Here is a 16,427-nt window from a genome sequence, read left to right on the forward strand (position 1 = left end):
TGAATTTTCCTTATGCTAGCTCAGGTTGATGGAACGGGAATTTCTGCCAAAGCTCTTCAAACTGCTTTTGGAAAGGCTGTACAAAACGCATGTCATCAGTCAGCGTGATGTCTTCCTCATTGTACTTAGACGCGCTTCGGGTCCAGTTAAAGCTACCGTTTAGCATGCGTACGCCGTCAAAAATCGCGAACTTATGATGCATGTGATAAGACGTGGTATCGACTTTAACCTCTACACCTTGTTCCACCAGATAATTCACGTCGTTGCCTTTATCGAAGATCTTATCGTTGTCGGTCACGACGCGCACTTTAACGCCACGTTTGTGTGCTTTCACGATGTGCGCCGTTAGGTTGTCGTCGGCTATGGTAAATACACAGATATCAATAGTGTGACGTGCCTGATTTAGCTGCTTAATGATGCCTTCTGCACAAGAGCGCCCCGGAGAGAACCAGCACCCAACCAGATCACCACCCGCATCTGATTTTGCGTTGTCCAACACTTTGATGGTTTTCTCTAACCAACGAACGATGTCACTGGCGTCCGCCCCCTCTTTGAGGGATTGTTGCGCCAGTTTGAAGCTCTGATTACGCAGAAATGAACGGTCTTCCTGTTTTAACTCAGCGTTGCTCAACTGGTCGTTAAGTTCGCGCCTTTCAGAATCATCCAGGCGATGGTCTTCAATGGAAGATTGAAGGAGTTGTTGCAGTTGTTCCCTATTCATTATTTTCTCCTAGCCCTTGAGTCACTCGACTCATGGTTTGGTTCAATGCCGCCAGTTGCTGGACAACCTGCCCTGCTCTGTCTTCTGAGTCACCCATCAACTGATTACGCTGATACCCTTCACGAATTTCATTCCAGCGAGCCTGCTGCTCATCAGTCATGTCCCCTCGAAGTTCAGCCAGTTTCAATAAGTTTTCTTCTGTACCATTGGTCAGTGTTTGCGCTTCACCCTGATAGTGATCTTGCAGAAGCGTTTGCAGCTCTTCTTCAGTCATGACAGACGAAATCTTCTCCGCCAGCTTATTCATGTTTCGATAAGAACCCTGAAGCTTAAACGGTGGTTCAACACGATACTGATCCGCAGTTGCCGCTGAGGCAATGTACTGTTGGTTAACTTTGAGTACGGTCTGCTGAACCGTCAGAAGCTTCTGCAAGGTCGAGACAATTTCGGAAGACTCGGTTGCTGAATACGAGTGAGACATGTCACTCAGCGGTATGCCTTCACCGTTAGCCATCCGAACGAAGCGATACAGATCGTTCAGGTCACGAGTCGCCAGCGGTGCCAGAACAGGATGCGACGTCAGGGAGTTCTCGACGAAGCTGAGCTCAAACGCGGCTTTCTGATCCGACAACATGTCACCCAAGTTGTAGATGTCGGCACGGTTTGCCAGCATGTCTGGGATTCGGAACATATCTCCCGATTCGGTGTACGGGTTACCCGCCATCACAACGGAGAACTTCTTGCCACGCATGTCGTAAGTTTTGGTTTCGCCACGCCATGTCCCTTCGATTCGACGAGTACCATCACACAGAGAAATGAATTTCTGTAAGAACTCGGGATGGGTATGCTGAATATCATCAAGATACAGCAAGACATTGTTACCCATCTCAAAGGCTAAGTTGATCTTCTCGATCTCACGAGCGGCATTCTGATCCGGCGCATCTTTTGGATCGAGCGATGTTACCTGATGGCCAATGGAAGGACCGTTGATCTTCATGAACACAAGACCAAGCTTGTGCGCCACGTATTCAATCAGAGTGGTTTTACCGTAACCCGGAGGTGAGATAAGCAAAAGCATACCCATCAAGTCGGTACGTTTGTTGTCGCCAACGGTACCCATCTGTTTGGCGAAGTTGTCACCAATGAGTGGTAAGTAGCTCTCGCTGATCAACTTGTTACGCACAAACGACGTTAGTGGACGTGGTTTGAATTCATTCAGACGGAAATTCGATTTCGCGTCTTGCAGCAGGTCTGCACGTTTATTGAGGTACGATTCAAACTGAGGAATCGTTACGCTTCGGTGCTGTTCACAACGCTGTAAAAATCCATCCAATACCAGATTCAGTTTACCCTGCTCAATATTGAGATGCTCCCCCAGTAGACCTTCCACTTCACAAGTGAGTGAGAAATCAACCGGGCTCAGAGGCGCATTGTCCTGCTCTTTCCATACTGCTATCGCAGCCGCTTCAGTCACAAACGCTTTGCCCAGCGATTTTTGCTGAGCGTACGCTGTTAGCCATTGAAGGTGATCTTGCATACTGACACTTGGAGAGTGTTGATTGCCAGACCAGCCAAGGCTTCGGCGGAACTGAAGGTAATCATCGCACAGCTCCATGGCATCACGGCTGACCTCGATTCGAGATTCACTTTTGGCGAGCAGCTGAATCAGGTAATCACTGGCGTCAGACAACAATCCACTGCCCGACTCGCCAAGTTCTTTTTCTAGCTCGGATTGCAGACTTTGGTATGCGTCTGGCGACTGAAGGTGCACTTTGAGCAGGTTGGCGTTGTTAGCTTTGCTCTTCCAATCTTCAAGCGATTTACCATCTTGGGCTATCAACCACATCCAAGCGGTGGCTCGCTCTTGCTGACCAAAGCGCAGCGACCCCGCCTGTTCAAAAACAGGGAGAAGCTGGTTCAGTATTTTCTCTGCATCGTGATCGTGAATACCTTTGATATAGCCTTCTTTGTACCTAGGCGAAGCAAAGCGTTGTACTAGGCTTAATAGCTCACCCGACTTTCGCGCGTGCAGCAAGGCTTCGGTATCGAAGTCATCACTGAGGTTCATGGCAGAATGCAGAATCAGATAAGCCAGGTATTCCGAGCGATAAATGTCGTCGGTTTCGGAAGCGATATCCAGCTTCGAAATGTTCTGAAGCGCCAGAAACGTTTCGTCTTCAATCGGCTGATAGAAATCGGTGCCTGAGATGTGGGTACAAAGCTCGTCATCGTGCTCAACCAGCGTCACATCCAAAGGCTGCTGGTTCACGCTGAATCGATGCTTACCCAGTCGCAGGATTTTACCGCCATCTTCGAAGATATCCTGATTATCACGAAGCGATCTCAGTGACTGGTCCTGAACGGATTTGAGTTTAGCGTCGACGCTGTCGGCCTTCACGCTGTCACCCAGTTCACGGATGGATTCCGACAACTGGCGCAGCTTCATCACCATGGCGTCGGTGGCAAAATAGCTGTTCAGAGATGCAACATCATCGAATCGTGCTACGCGCTTTTCGATGCTGTTAAAGGTAACATTTGCCGCTTGAAGCAAATTCTGAATGCGTCGTTGCTGAGCACTCACCAACTGCTGCTTGTGGTTTTCTAGTGTCGACTGAATTTCATCGCGCTTGGTGTAAATTTCTCCCAGAAACTCGTCGAAATCTGCAAAGCGAGACTCCAGCTTCTCTAGCTGTCCAATCAACTTCGCAAGCTGGTTATCACACTCATCGGGGGTGGTAGCCTGCTCCATCGCGCTGTTTACTGACTGAGCCAGCAGCTTAAACTGCGCCCCAAATTCTGCTTTCGCTTCGTCGCTGCGTAGCCCGCTGTTTTTGTTGCGCAGCTTGGCAGACACGGCATTCAGCATGGACGACACTTCGGTAGTCAAATCCAGAATACGGGTCGACTGTGTTGGATCTTCAGTTTCGATGTCAGTGACTTCTTCGGTCACCAATTGCAGCTCAGCACGAAGCTTTTCAATCTGCTCCTGAAGCTCCTGAATATCAGAAGTTTTCTCAACCGTTTCCAACTGCTCTTCTACGGTATGGATTTGCTTTTTGAATGGCTGATAGGCTTTTTCATCCTGCAGCAACTCAAGTAACTGCTGATTGAGATACTGGCGTTGTTCGTCCAGCGAACCAAGCAACTCATCGACTTTGGCAATATCGATGTAATGTTGCTGGCGCAGAGCCATGGTGTTGCCGACTTGCGTTTTCACTTCTGAAAGCAGAGTTAGCAAACTCGCCGCCTGATCTTTGGGCGCCAGTTTTACTTTGCCAATCAGAGTAGCGACGGATTCGGATTCTTCTTCAATCGCATGCTGAGCATGAGCCTGAAGCTGCTGAACTTTGGCGAATTCATCGATGATCTTGTCAGAAGTAGACATTACATCCTGAATCGCATCCCCCAGCCCCATCGCATAATCGTGAGCGAGCCAGTGGTAGTGATCAAGAGTCGCCTGACACTGTTTCAACAGCGCTTCATACGCGGCTTGCGTAACTTCTTCGGTTGAGGCGAAGTGGCAAATCGACAGTACGGAAGACAGTGCACGTACCAGCTCTGCATTGCCTAGATTAAACAAGGGGCTGGAGGCATCGCTTTTTGCACTGTGGCGGCTGTAGTGTTCCGGGGTGGAAAATGGCGTGTCCCAGATTCGCAGCGGATGAATGGTAGACGCTTCTGCGTTTTCAGACAGTTGGAATACCAGCATGCGACCATCTGGATACAAACTGTAACCGTGGCTGTCCATTGGGGCAGAAAACGACTTTTCTATCATGTTGTAGGTATAAACAACGTAATACCCTTTCACCATGTTAAAGAAGAAGTACATCAGGTCTTCGCCGTTTGGTGAGGCGATTTTCTGGAAAAACTTAAGATCTGCCCACGGCATATCAAAGTGTTTGGCTTCTCCATTCGCCAGTACGTAACCATGCGAATACAAAATTCCGTGCTCTTCAGGCAGCTCTTTGGCACTGACGCCAAGCGCATCGGCACGAGTCACGGTCTGATTTAATGGGTTGTACAGGAAGTAACGTTCTGTTTTTTCACGGTTCGGCAAAACTCGAAGGGCAATCAAATCACCGACAAATGCGTAGGCAATGCTGGCATCTGCCACACTTTGGTGTGGGTCTTCGACTTCTTCTCGGTAAACCCCTTTGCCTTCTTCGGTGTTGTCTTCCACCTTAATAGTCAGGTCACCACCGACACACTCGACAAATAGCTTGTCTTTGATAGACACATGGGGGTGCTTACCAAGCACGTGGTCTTCTCGTGTGGTTTCAATCCAGTCAAAGTCACGCTGAACCGCCGACTCCAACGACTTATGTCCGAGAGAATCTATGTACTCAATCGAATGCTCGTTCAGTTGAAAGCGAAATACTTTGCGGTCTTCGGCGCGCATGCCGATTTGAAATGCGATATAGAGGGTGCTTTCCTGACGAGAGATCTGAGAGAGCTTGGCATCCTGATAATAGGTAAACAGCTCGGTAAACTCGTGAACAAAACGAGTGTCTGACAGGAAGCTGCCTTCCAGGCTGACGGGTTCAATGCGGAAGGTGCCATCTTTTTCATGAAGTTGATACAGCCCGAATACGTCTTCTAAGGAAGGCTGGGCTTTCATTCCCACATGCACTTCGTAACCAAACAGAAGTTGCTCGTTGACCTGCGCCATGTCGACAGGCACACAACGCGCTTCGGTTTGCACATTGGCTTTACCGATAAGGGAAAGCTCCTGGCCACCGAAAACTTGCTGTCTTTCCTGATTGAACTGGTGGGAAATGTCTTTAAGTTTGCTGCCTTGTTGCGAAAGGCGTGACTTGAGTACCTCGTAGGCACCGCCTTCTGTGACAGCCTGCTGGGTTGATTCTGACATGCTTATACCTTTAAAACCCACACTTACGGGTGGTAAGTGTGGGTGTATGACTCAAGATGGGCGATTAAGACTCAGTAGAATCTGAGCTGCTGACGGACTGCTGAATTTTCTTCAGAAGTTCTGTCGCGCCACCTTGTGAATTCAGCAGGCTTGCCAAAGCTACGTTGCTTAGGTCACTGCTTTTCAGTTCGGTATTTTCAAGGATGTCCTTGATGTCTTGCGGTAGGCTGCGGTTTCCATTCACGTACTCAGACACCAGTGGGTTAAGGACTTTAGATTCCTCAAACTTGGTATCCATTGAAGCAGAATCAATAACCGTGCGGCGGATTTGCTCCATACCGTCGCCACCAAACAGTTTGATGTCTGCGGCTGCCAGTGCCTGTGCCAGTGCTTTCGCGTTTTCTGATGCCACGTCTTTTTGTGCATCGATACGCGCCAGATCCAGTTCTTTCTCTTGCTGCAACTGCATAACCCACTTATCGTGCTCACGCGTTTGGTCATCGTATTTCTGAGCTGCATCGAAACGAGCGGTTTGCGCTTCTGCTTCCGCCAAGCCTTTCGCACGTAGTGCCTGTGCTTCTGCTTCACCTGCGCTTTGCAATGTGTATGCTTCCGCTTCACCCGTTTCACGAATCGCTTGTGCACGCTCACGATCCACTTCCACTTGCGCCAGACCAGTCGCACTGATTTGTTCTTTCTCAGCGTGAGCCATGCGCTCTTTCGCTGCTGCTTCACGCTCTTTCAGCATGTATCGTGCTTCAGCTTCTTTGGCTGCCGCTTCTAGCTCTGCCTCAGCCTGACGCTGACGAACCACTTTCTCGGCATCCGCTTGCTTGGTCGCAACAATGTGCGCCGCTTCGGCTTCACGAGTTTTCACTGCCAGATCATTTTCAGCATCGCGCGTCTTCACTTTCAGTTCAGCGTCTTTCTCGATCAGCAGGCGCTCGGCTTTTTCTTTGGCTGCGTCTTTCTCGGCACGGGCTGCCACCAGAAGCTCCAGCTGTTTCGCTTCAGCTACCGCTTCGGCTTCTACCATGGACACGCGCTTCTTACGGTTCACTTGCTCGTTCACTCGAAGGTTTTCAGTTTCTTCTTCTTCACGAGCAATCTTACGTTCAATTTCAACACGTTGAGAACGCGTTTCTGCCACAGATTTCAGCGCTTCTTCAACCGTGGTTTCTTTTTCCATCTCTTTCTGAGCCACTTCAGAAGAAGTACGAACCTTCTCTGTCTCAACAGCACGGCTCAGTTCTTCCTCCTGAATCGCGACCTGACGCTTATTGGCAATACGCGTCATTTCGACTTCCATTTCTACGCTTTCACGCTTTTTCGCCACTTCTTCTTCGGTTTCCAGTTTCGCCAAAGAGGAAATACGCTCGTATTCCTGACGCTTTTCTTCAGACAGGGCATTCTCTTGCGCTTCGATGATTTCGATTTCGCGCTGAGTTCGGGCGATGCTTTCTTTCTCTTGCTTATCCAGTTGCAGACGATTCGCTTCCGCTTCTACGTCTTTCTTCTTAATGGTGGTGCGCTCATCCTGACGGATCGCGTTGGTTTCCGTGTTCTTCTGCGCTGTAATGGAAGAAATTTTACGGATACCTTCTACATCAAGAATGTTGTCTGGGTTGTGAGCTTCCAGGGAAGTCTGGTCAATTTTGTCGATTACCACGTCGTAGATTTTGAAGCCATCCATTTCGCTACCGATAACCTGAACAACAGCATCACGGAACGCGCGGCGGTTGGTCAACAGCTCTTCAAATTCGAACTGCTTCACTGCGGTTTTTAGTGCTTCGGAGAATTTAGGCTGGAAGTGCTCTTTCAGACGTTCAAGGTTTGATGCTTCAACTGCCGTAAACAGTTTTGCCACACGTACAATGTCGTCTTCTTCGTGATTTACACCGATGTAGAAGTCTACTTTTAAGTCCGCACGAATATTATCGCTGCAGTGAAGACCTTCATATTCTTCGCCTTCCTGATCTTTGCGACCACTGCGGATGACGGAAATCTTCTTACGAGTAATATCCATATACTCGAATCGGTTCACGACCGGCCATACAAAGGTACCGGTTAGCGACGCTCGGGTGCGATCCACACCGTTCACAATAAGCGCTTCACCTTCAATTCTTACCTTCTTGTAACGAGAGGTAAGAAAAATCAGAACCAATAAAAATAGTGCAACACCAGCTAAGATGAACATCATACTGGGGGATAAAGCCATGACCAACTCCTTGAGAGGTTTAATTGTATTTATGCTTTCGCGACGAAATAACGCTGCGATTCATTATCTTTAGAGACGATGACGACTTCGTCGCCGTATCGGATTTCCTGAGTGCTGTGTGACATCACGTCTAGAAGCACTTCATTGCCATTGTGTACGACAATGACTTCACCGCCCGCTTCCTGACTAACCTGACTGCTGTGCACTTTGGCACGCAAACCAACGTAATCGATTGAAGCAAACGCATTGTTCTTATTGAAAAATGGAGCCAGAGGCTTAAGCAAAATAGCGGCGATATACAAGGCTATGTACGCCACGACAGGAAGAGATATAACGCCTGAAATCAGTGACAGCGTTTCAGAGAGAGAAGACAGAAGATAGGTGTCGAGATAAAACTCAATAATAGTCGCGATAAACAGGCTAACGCACAGCGCAATAGGCAGTGGTACCTTGGTTAATATCGGCGGTAATATCAGGCTGCCACCGGTTATATTGTCTAAATCAACAATATCTAACTCACCCAAAAGACCTTCGAATACATCGAAGATCAGATCGATAAGCATGATGACAAAAAATATTATAAAAGGAATAAAGAATACGTTTGTCGGGAACGAAAGTAACACCGACAAAAACAGTTCAAAAGCCATGTCCCTATCCAACTTGTATTTCAGTCACAATCAAGCCGAATCGTGCTGAAATTTTTCTATCTATGATTTTAATATCAAAAAGATACAGAACGCTTTGGAAAAATAAAACCTGCTTTCAGGGTTTATTGATGCGCTTCAAAAAAATTAATGAAATTATTATCAATGAGAACTCAACATAAATAACTTAATAAGTATTTGCTGATGCATAATTTCAATAAAGTCCGCCATTCTGTTTGTAAAATCGAATTTTGGTAAAGCGTTTTTAACCCGTGAAGTACGACCTCTGTGCAAGATTGCGACCCACACCAAAACTCCATTGCTTTCTGACGGTCTGATTAATATCATTTGCCTTTGCTGAGAATTCACTTCAGCTCAGATATAACTAAAACAAGGATAATTCAGTGACCACCAGCACCGCGACGCAGAAACACACGCCGATGATGCAACAGTATCTTAAGCTCAAGGCGGAAAATCCCGATATCTTGCTTTTCTATCGTATGGGGGATTTTTACGAGTTATTTTACGACGACGCGAAACGTGCTTCTCAGTTACTGGATATCTCCTTAACCAAGCGTGGTTCTTCTGCCGGTGAGCCAATTCCAATGGCTGGCGTACCTTTTCATGCAGTAGAAGGTTACCTGGCGAAGCTGGTTCAGCTTGGTGAGTCTGTCGCGATTTGTGAACAAATTGGCGACCCAGCCACCAGCAAAGGTCCGGTGGAAAGAAAGGTTGTACGCATTGTCACCCCAGGTACAGTAACCGACGAAGCCTTACTGGCTGAGCGTGTTGATAACCTGATCGCAGCCATCTACAGCCACGATGGTAAATTTGGCTACGCCACGTTAGACATGACTTCGGGTCGCTTCCAGTTAATGGAACCAGAAACCGAAGAAGCGATGTCAGCAGAATTGCAGCGCACCTCTCCTAAAGAATTGTTATTCCCAGAAGATTTCGAAGCGGTGCATTTGATGGCAAGCCGAAATGGCAATCGCCGCCGCCCTGTCTGGGAATTTGAATTAGATACGGCGAAACAGCAGCTTAACCAGCAGTTTGGCACCAAAGATCTGGTCGGTTTTGGAGTAGAACACGCTGAACTTGGTCTGTGTGCCGCGGGCTGTTTGATTCAGTATGTCAAAGACACGCAACGCACGGCCTTGCCTCACATCCGCTCACTGACATACGACCGACAAGACCATTCGGTCATTTTAGATGCTGCCACGCGCCGCAATCTAGAAATTACGCAAAACTTAGCAGGCGGAACCGACAATACACTGGCAGAAGTGCTTGACCACACTGCAACGGCAATGGGCAGCCGGATGCTGAAGCGTTGGTTACACCAGCCAATGCGCCAGCTCGATACTCTTAACCAGCGCCTTGACGCCATTACCGAAATCAAAGACACCGCGCTGTTTGGCGACTTACATCCAGTGCTCAAACAAATCGGTGATATTGAGCGTATCTTAGCTCGCTTGGCAATTCGCAGCGCTCGCCCACGTGATTTGGCTCGCCTACGTCATGCCATGCAGCAGCTTCCTGAGCTTTCGGAGATTCTTGGTCAGGTTAACCACCCATACCTTGGCAAGCTTGCAGGTTTTACCGCGCCGCAAGATGAACTTTGCGACTTGCTAGAGCGTGCCATTAAAGAAAACCCACCTGTGGTGATTCGTGATGGCGGAGTGATTGCAGAGGGTTATAACGCCGAGCTGGACGAATGGCGAAAACTGGCTGACGGTGCAACTGAATACCTTGAAAAACTGGAAGCTGATGAGCGCGATCGCCACGGCATTGATACCCTAAAAGTGGGATACAACAATGTTCACGGTTTCTACATTCAGGTAAGCCGAGGTCAGAGCCACCTTGTTCCTCCTCATTATGTACGTCGCCAGACACTGAAAAATGCCGAACGCTACATCATCCCAGAACTGAAAGAACACGAAGATAAGGTCTTAAATTCTAAATCCAAAGCGCTGGCGATTGAAAAGCAGCTTTGGGAAGAACTGTTCGATCTTCTGCTTCCACATTTAGAATCGATGCAAAACCTAGCTTCTGCCCTGTCGCAACTGGATGTTCTACAAAACCTAGCGGAGCGCGCAGAGAGCTTAGATTACTGTAAGCCAACACTGAACGAAGACATTGGCGTTCGAATTCAGGCTGGTCGCCACCCGGTGGTAGAACAGGTTATGGAAGAGCCTTTCATTGCCAACCCTATCGAGTTGGGTGAACAGCGTAAAATGTTGATCATCACTGGACCAAATATGGGCGGTAAATCGACCTACATGCGTCAGACCGCACTGATTGCGTTGATGGCACATATTGGTTCTTACGTGCCTGCTGAGTCTGCCACCATCGGCTCTATTGATCGTATATTCACTCGTATTGGTGCATCGGACGATCTGGCATCTGGTCGCTCTACCTTTATGGTGGAGATGACCGAAACCGCGAATATTCTGCACAATGCCACAGATCGAAGCCTGGTTTTGATGGATGAAATTGGTCGTGGAACCAGTACTTACGATGGTTTATCACTGGCGTGGGCGAGTGCAGAGTGGCTGGCTAAACAGATCAGTGCGATGACCTTGTTTGCTACTCACTATTTTGAGTTAACCGAATTGCCAAGTCAGATCCCAACATTGGCGAATGTCCACTTAGATGCGGTTGAGCACGGTGATACCATCGCCTTTATGCATGCTGTACAGGAAGGGGCAGCAAGCAAATCTTATGGTCTGGCAGTGGCTGGGTTGGCAGGCGTACCTAAAACCGTGATCAAGAATGCACGGGCGAAGTTGAACCAGTTGGAACAACTTACTAACGATCAACCAACGACGCCAAACCAAGTGGATGTAGCCAATCAATTAAGCTTGATTCCGGAGCCGAGTGATATTGAGTTGGCGCTTGCGGATATCGATCCTGATGATCTCACACCAAGACAAGCACTGGATGCACTATACCGATTGAAAAGGATGCTTTGATTGAAGTAGCGGCAGTAATTTGACAAACAAAAAGGGCGAGATGTTTCTCGCCCTTCTTTATATATCAATGAACTAATTTTGTTGCTTTAGTCATTTTCAACGTTGAACAATGATTCCATGTTCAGACCCTGTTTCACCAGGATCTCACGAAGTCGACGAAGACCTTCTACTTGGATCTGACGTACACGCTCTCGAGTCAAATTGATCTCACGACCCACTTCTTCCAGTGTTGAAGGTTCATACCCCAGAAGACCAAAACGGCGTGCAAGTACTTCTTTCTGCTTAGGATTCAAATCATCCAGCCAGTCGATCAGAGAATGTTTGATGTCATCGTCTTGAGTACAGACTTCAGGATCAGAGTTGTTGACGTCTGGAATGATATCAAGAAGCGCTTTCTCGCTTTCACCACCGATTGGGGTGTCCACGGAACTGACTCTTTCATTCAGACGAAGCATTTTGCTGACATCATCAACGGGCTTATCAAGTTGCTGAGCAATTTCTTCTGCCGTTGGTTCATGATCCAGTTTTTGCGATAGCTCCCGAGCCGTTCTTAAATAGATATTCAGCTCTTTCACTACGTGTATGGGCAAACGAATAGTGCGAGTTTGGTTCATCAATGCACGTTCGATGGTTTGACGAATCCACCATGTTGCGTACGTTGAAAAACGGAAACCTCTTTCAGGATCAAATTTCTCAACTGCACGGATCAGTCCTAGGTTACCTTCTTCGATCAGATCGAGCAGTGCCAGCCCTCTGTTACCGTAACGGCGAGAGATTTTAACAACTAAACGAAGGTTACTTTCGATCATGCGTTTGCGTGCAGCTTCGTCTCCTCGAAGTGCGCGACGTGCATACAGGACTTCTTCTTCTGCTGTGAGAAGAGGTGAGAAACCGATCTCTCCGAGATACAGTTGAGTGGCGTCTAAACTTTTTGCACTTACCTCAAATTCTTCTTTCTGTTCAGACTGTTTTTCTTGAGTGAGAGTAGATTCTTCCCTGGTGGTTTGTTCCATACCTACCGCTTCGTAATCAAACTCTTCTTCGACTTTCGTTACTGCATTGCTGATACTCATAGTGCCTCCCCCTGGCGAGTTCGCAAGACATTACTACTATCAATGTCGTTGAAATGTTTTAGGGTAAGTAGCGCTTTGGATTCACTGACTTTCCCTGATAGCGAATTTCGAAGTGCAATCTCACACTGTTAGTACCAGACGATCCCATGGTAGCAATCTTCTGACCAGCTTTTACACTTTGTCCTTCTCTTACTAGCAAGCGTTCATTATGGGCATAAGCACTGAGGTAGTTGTCATTATGTTTGACGATGACAAGATTGCCATATCCGCGCAGCGCATTACCTGAATAAACGACTGTTCCTCCCGCAGTGGATACTATGGATTGACCTCGCTGTCCCGCAATGTCGATCCCTTTATTTCCTTGATCCCCTGTGGAAAAACCTTTAATGATCCGACCCTTTGTAGGCCATAACCATTTGGAAATTTTAGTATTATTCTTTTTTGTTGTTTGAGCAGGTTTGTTAACAACCTGTTTACTTTTATTTTCAACATACTCCTTTGATCTGGATTGATCAAGCTTCTTTGTTGATTCTTTTTTAGACGATGCTGATTCTTTCTTTTTCGGCTCAGAGCTTTTCGTTTTCGGTACAGAAGACGCTGTCGATGCCGTACTTGTTGCTGCTACTGCTGCCGTTGATGCTGTGGTTTTTGTGGCAGCCGTTGCGACGCCAGCACCTGTACCCGAAAAATCGGGTGCAGAATACGCAGGTCTCCAGAGACTGATTTTCTGACCGGGATGAATGGTATAAGGAGGAGAAAGTCGATTGTATTTAATCAGTTGGTTAACGTCTTTCCCTGTTACGTAAGCGATAAAGTAGAGCGTGTCACCTTTTTCCACTTCATAGTAGCTGCCACGATAGCTACCTCTTTCAACCTGATCATAGTTCTTCCCTAAGCTAGTAACGGGTGCGGGATTATGCGCAGCACATCCAACCAGCGTTGTAGCGAGAATAACTTGAACAAGAGACGCTTTTCGTTTCAGTGACACTCAATACCCTTAAGCCAAATCACCTGCGACCAAAGGTACAAATCTAACCATTTCAATCAGTTCTGTAACTACATTGCCATTCATTTTTTGTACTTTGATCAAAGTTTGTTCGGCTTCACCGACAGGGATCACCATGATCCCACCTTCATTTAGTTGATCTACCAATGCTTTTGGGATCTCACTGGCAGCTGCTGTAACAATAATGGCATCAAATGGGGCTTTCGCAGACCAGCCCTGCCATCCATCACCATGTTTTGTGGATATGTTGTAGATATCCAGTTGCTTCAGGCGACGTTTTGCATCCCATTGCAGAGATTTGATTCTCTCTACGGAGTATACATGGTCAACGATCTGCGCCAGCACCGCGGTTTGATAACCGGAACCTGTGCCAACCTCAAGCAACTTACTATCAGGTTTTAGCTGAAGCAGTTCTGTCATCTTCGCCACAATGTAGGGCTGAGAAATGGTCTGACCCGCCCCAATAGGCAATGCATTATTATCGTAGGCTTGGTGCATCATGGCTTCAGAAACAAAAGATTCCCGAGGCAAGCGCTTGATGGCTTCCAATACCTTGTGGTCTTGGATTCCCATTTCTTGCAGAAATTCAATTAATTTATGGGCTTGCGGATGGCTCATTCAATTGCTCCCTTTCAACCAATTCTCCATGCTTGGTAAAGATTCATGCGCCGTCAGGTCCACCTGTAATGGCGTCACTGAAACCAGACCACTGGTAATCGCATGGAAATCCGTCCCCTCTCCGGCGTCTTGCTCCTTACCCGGAGGACCAAGCCAATAGATATCAAGCCCTCTTGGATCTTTCTGCTTAATCATGTCTTCAGCATGATGACGTGCACCAAGGCGTGTCACCTTGTAAGGCTTTAATTCGGAAACTGGAATATCAGGCACGTTGACATTAATCAGGCGATTGGTCGGGATAGGATGAGAAAGATGTTGTTCGACCAACTGCTTAGCAACATGAGCTGCGGTTTTGAAATGTTGCTTGCCAGCTAGGGAGATGGCGATGGCCTGAACACCAAGAAAATGTCCTTCCATCGCGGCAGCCACGGTTCCTGAATACAGAACATCGTCGCCAAGGTTAGCACCGTGGTTAATGCCAGACACAACCAGATCAGGTTTATCGTCCTTCATGAGTTCATTCAGAGCGAAATGAACACAATCTGTTGGTGTACCCTGTACAGAAAAGACATTGGGCTCCAGTTCGATAACCCTTAGAGGACTTTCGAGTGTCAGGGAGTTCGAAGCCCCTGAACGATTTCGGTCCGGAGCCACCACTACAACTTCGGCGATGTCTTCCAAAGCTGATTTGAGTTCATGTATTCCTTGAGCATGAACACCATCATCATTGCTCAATAATATTTTCATCGGAATCTTTTCCTGACATTCAGAAGGTTAAAATTGTCGCTCATCTTCTACCGCATTGACTAATTCACGCATAATAGATGTAGCAAAACATCCCGAAGGTAACCAGAATTTGAGTACGATCTCATTATCCTGAACTTCCCACGCTAAATCTTTCGCAAAGAGTGTGGATGCACGGCGCTCATGACGCATTCGGTTCCCACGGATAAGCGCCATCAAATCAGGCTCTTTATCCAGACACGGCTGCTCCAATGCCAAAGCTTCACCGCTGGTTGGTAATGCGTTGTCGCCAGCCATCGCGATGCTGATATCTGCACTGCCGCCGAGTACCTGAGCCTGGCTCTGGTCTAAATTCTCGCTTGTGACTGTTAGCTGCTCACCCTGTGTTAACAGGATGTCGCCATCAACGGGAGTCGTCCAGAGCTGTTTTTCAATACGAGAAGACAGGATGTGATTGAAAATCCACGAACGGGCAGAAGACAAATACAGGCTGCGTTTGTTTTGGTTGCGAGTTCGAACGTTTTCTCTGCCCCAGCGACGCGCTTCATCAACATTGTTGCCATCGCGTCCAAATCGCTGAGCACCAAAGTAATTAGGCACACCTTGTTTTTCTACTTTCTCCAGACGAGATACAATGTCTTGAACCTCTGTCACTTCTGTTAGCGTGATTTCAAAGTAGTTACCACGGAGATCGCCAGGACGCAGTTTCTTGTTGTGTCGCTCTGTAGCCAGAACTTCAATACTTGGATACTGCGCTAGAAACTCGGAAAGATCAGGAGTTTCCCCTTTCGGTAGATGAACACTTAACCATTGCTCTGTTACCGCGTGCCTGTCTTTTAAGCCCGCCCAGCTTACGTCTTTTGATTTAACACCGCAGGCTTTTGCCAGTTCATTCGCTACAAAACTGGTGTTCTCACCCGTTTTGCGAATGCGCAGCATTAGGTGTTCGCCATCGCCTGAAAAATCAAACCCTAAGTCTTCTTTAACGATGAAATGCGCCGGCTGAGCTTTCAACTTGGCATCGGATTTTGGTTTGCCGTAGGCATACGCAAAGGGTGCGAGAATATCTGTCATGGTTTATTTCTTGATAATTAAGGCAACCGCTTCAGTCGCAATGCCTTCTTTTCTACCAGTAAAGCCCAAACGTTCAGATGTTGTGGCTTTTACGTTCACATTCGTGATGTCGGTTTCTAAATCTTCTGCAATGGTTTTGCACATGGCTTGAATGTGAGGAGCCATCTTTGGAGCCTGAGCAATGATGGTGACATCTACGTTACCGACGACATACCCTTTCTCTTTCACCAAACGGTAGACATCACGCAGAAGAGCTCGGCTGTCAGCACCTTTCCATTTATCGTCAGTATCCGGAAAGTGACGACCAATATCACCTTCCGCGATGGCACCTAAAAGGGCATCTGACAACGCATGCAAAGCAACGTCACCATCGGAGTGGGCAACCAGACCCTGTTCATAGGGAACGTTAACGCCACCTATGATAACCGGACCTTCTCCACCAAATTTATGTACGTCAAAACCGTGTCCAATTCGAATCATGTTGTTT

11 protein-coding genes are annotated in these 16,427 nt (G+C 47.5%); 1 reads left to right on the plus strand and 10 read right to left on the minus strand.

What is annotated here, in order from left to right; all coding sequences use genetic code 11:
• Window positions 1-10 precede the first annotated feature (10 nt).
• The 4 genes from QMG91_RS15790 to QMG91_RS15805 form a co-directional block, all read right to left on the minus strand.
• Window positions 11-721: a phospholipase D-like domain-containing protein gene (locus QMG91_RS15790; protein ID WP_004401297.1), complete on the minus strand. Its 711-nt coding sequence runs from the start codon at window positions 719-721 to the stop codon at window positions 11-13.
• A complete protein-coding gene (locus tag QMG91_RS15795) occupies window positions 714-5,591 on the minus strand; it encodes a DNA repair ATPase (RefSeq protein WP_281827607.1) in 4,878 nt (1,625 codons plus the stop codon). Before QMG91_RS15795 ends, QMG91_RS15790 begins: the two co-directional genes overlap by 8 nt.
• A gap of 64 nt (window positions 5,592-5,655) precedes the next feature.
• Window positions 5,656-7,809, minus strand: coding sequence for a flotillin family protein (locus QMG91_RS15800; RefSeq protein WP_004401299.1), 2,154 nt, complete (start codon window positions 7,807-7,809; stop codon window positions 5,656-5,658).
• A gap of 29 nt (window positions 7,810-7,838) precedes the next feature.
• Window positions 7,839-8,456 carry a DUF1449 family protein gene (locus QMG91_RS15805; RefSeq protein ID WP_022549552.1) on the minus strand — a complete coding sequence of 206 codons (618 nt, stop codon included), beginning with the start codon at window positions 8,454-8,456 and terminating at the stop codon, window positions 7,839-7,841.
• A 437-nt stretch (window positions 8,457-8,893) separates the two neighbouring features.
• Here QMG91_RS15805 and mutS point away from each other — a divergent pair, with 437 nt between their 5' ends.
• Window positions 8,894-11,425 (plus strand): DNA mismatch repair protein MutS, encoded by a 2,532-nt coding sequence (gene mutS / locus QMG91_RS15810; protein ID WP_281830475.1) that lies wholly within the window; start codon window positions 8,894-8,896, stop codon window positions 11,423-11,425.
• An 86-nt stretch (window positions 11,426-11,511) separates the two neighbouring features.
• Here the strand turns inward: mutS and rpoS are convergent, their stop codons facing one another.
• The 6 genes from rpoS to ispF are packed head-to-tail and all read right to left on the minus strand — an operon-like array spanning window position 11,512 to window position 16,420.
• Window positions 11,512-12,498 (minus strand): RNA polymerase sigma factor RpoS, encoded by a 987-nt coding sequence (gene rpoS, locus QMG91_RS15815; protein WP_004401303.1) that lies wholly within the window; start codon window positions 12,496-12,498, stop codon window positions 11,512-11,514.
• A 58-nt stretch (window positions 12,499-12,556) separates the two neighbouring features.
• Window positions 12,557-13,486 (minus strand): murein hydrolase activator NlpD, encoded by a 930-nt coding sequence (nlpD, locus tag QMG91_RS15820; RefSeq protein ID WP_004401304.1) that lies wholly within the window; start codon window positions 13,484-13,486, stop codon window positions 12,557-12,559.
• A 9-nt stretch (window positions 13,487-13,495) separates the two neighbouring features.
• Window positions 13,496-14,122 (minus strand): protein-L-isoaspartate(D-aspartate) O-methyltransferase, encoded by a 627-nt coding sequence (locus QMG91_RS15825; RefSeq protein ID WP_022597716.1) that lies wholly within the window; start codon window positions 14,120-14,122, stop codon window positions 13,496-13,498.
• Entirely contained in the window at window positions 14,123-14,869 is a 747-nt protein-coding gene (surE, locus tag QMG91_RS15830; RefSeq protein WP_004401306.1) for a 5'/3'-nucleotidase SurE, read from the minus strand.
• A gap of 27 nt (window positions 14,870-14,896) precedes the next feature.
• The gene (truD, locus tag QMG91_RS15835; RefSeq protein WP_281827611.1) at window positions 14,897-15,940 is read right to left on the minus strand and encodes a tRNA pseudouridine(13) synthase TruD; all 1,044 of its coding nucleotides are present in this window, start codon (window positions 15,938-15,940) and stop codon (window positions 14,897-14,899) included.
• A gap of 3 nt (window positions 15,941-15,943) precedes the next feature.
• A complete protein-coding gene (gene ispF / locus QMG91_RS15840; protein WP_004401308.1) occupies window positions 15,944-16,420 on the minus strand; it encodes a 2-C-methyl-D-erythritol 2,4-cyclodiphosphate synthase in 477 nt (158 codons plus the stop codon).
• Window positions 16,421-16,427 lie beyond the last annotated feature (7 nt).

It is taken from the genome of Vibrio nigripulchritudo (genome assembly GCF_027924785.1).
In the GTDB taxonomy this organism is placed as follows: domain Bacteria; phylum Pseudomonadota; class Gammaproteobacteria; order Enterobacterales; family Vibrionaceae; genus Vibrio; species Vibrio nigripulchritudo.

Bases quoted from the DNA above. Each gene is read 5' to 3' on its own strand.
- QMG91_RS15790 (WP_004401297.1), bottom strand. From the start codon at position 721: ATGAATAGGGAACAACTGCAACAACTCCTTCAATCTTCCATTGAAGAC.
- QMG91_RS15795 (WP_281827607.1), bottom strand. From the start codon at position 5,591: ATGTCAGAATCAACCCAGCAGGCTGTCACAGAAGGCGGTGCCTACGAG.
- QMG91_RS15800 (WP_004401299.1), bottom strand. From the start codon at position 7,809: ATGGCTTTATCCCCCAGTATGATGTTCATCTTAGCTGGTGTTGCACTA.
- QMG91_RS15805 (WP_022549552.1), bottom strand. From the start codon at position 8,456: ATGGCTTTTGAACTGTTTTTGTCGGTGTTACTTTCGTTCCCGACAAAC.
- mutS (WP_281830475.1), top strand. From the start codon at position 8,894: ATGATGCAACAGTATCTTAAGCTCAAGGCGGAAAATCCCGATATCTTG.
- rpoS (WP_004401303.1), bottom strand. From the start codon at position 12,498: ATGAGTATCAGCAATGCAGTAACGAAAGTCGAAGAAGAGTTTGATTAC.
- QMG91_RS15825 (WP_022597716.1), bottom strand. From the start codon at position 14,122: ATGAGCCATCCGCAAGCCCATAAATTAATTGAATTTCTGCAAGAAATG.
- surE (WP_004401306.1), bottom strand. From the start codon at position 14,869: ATGAAAATATTATTGAGCAATGATGATGGTGTTCATGCTCAAGGAATA.
- truD (WP_281827611.1), bottom strand. From the start codon at position 15,940: ATGACAGATATTCTCGCACCCTTTGCGTATGCCTACGGCAAACCAAAA.
- ispF (WP_004401308.1), bottom strand. From the start codon at position 16,420: ATGATTCGAATTGGACACGGTTTTGACGTACATAAATTTGGTGGAGAA.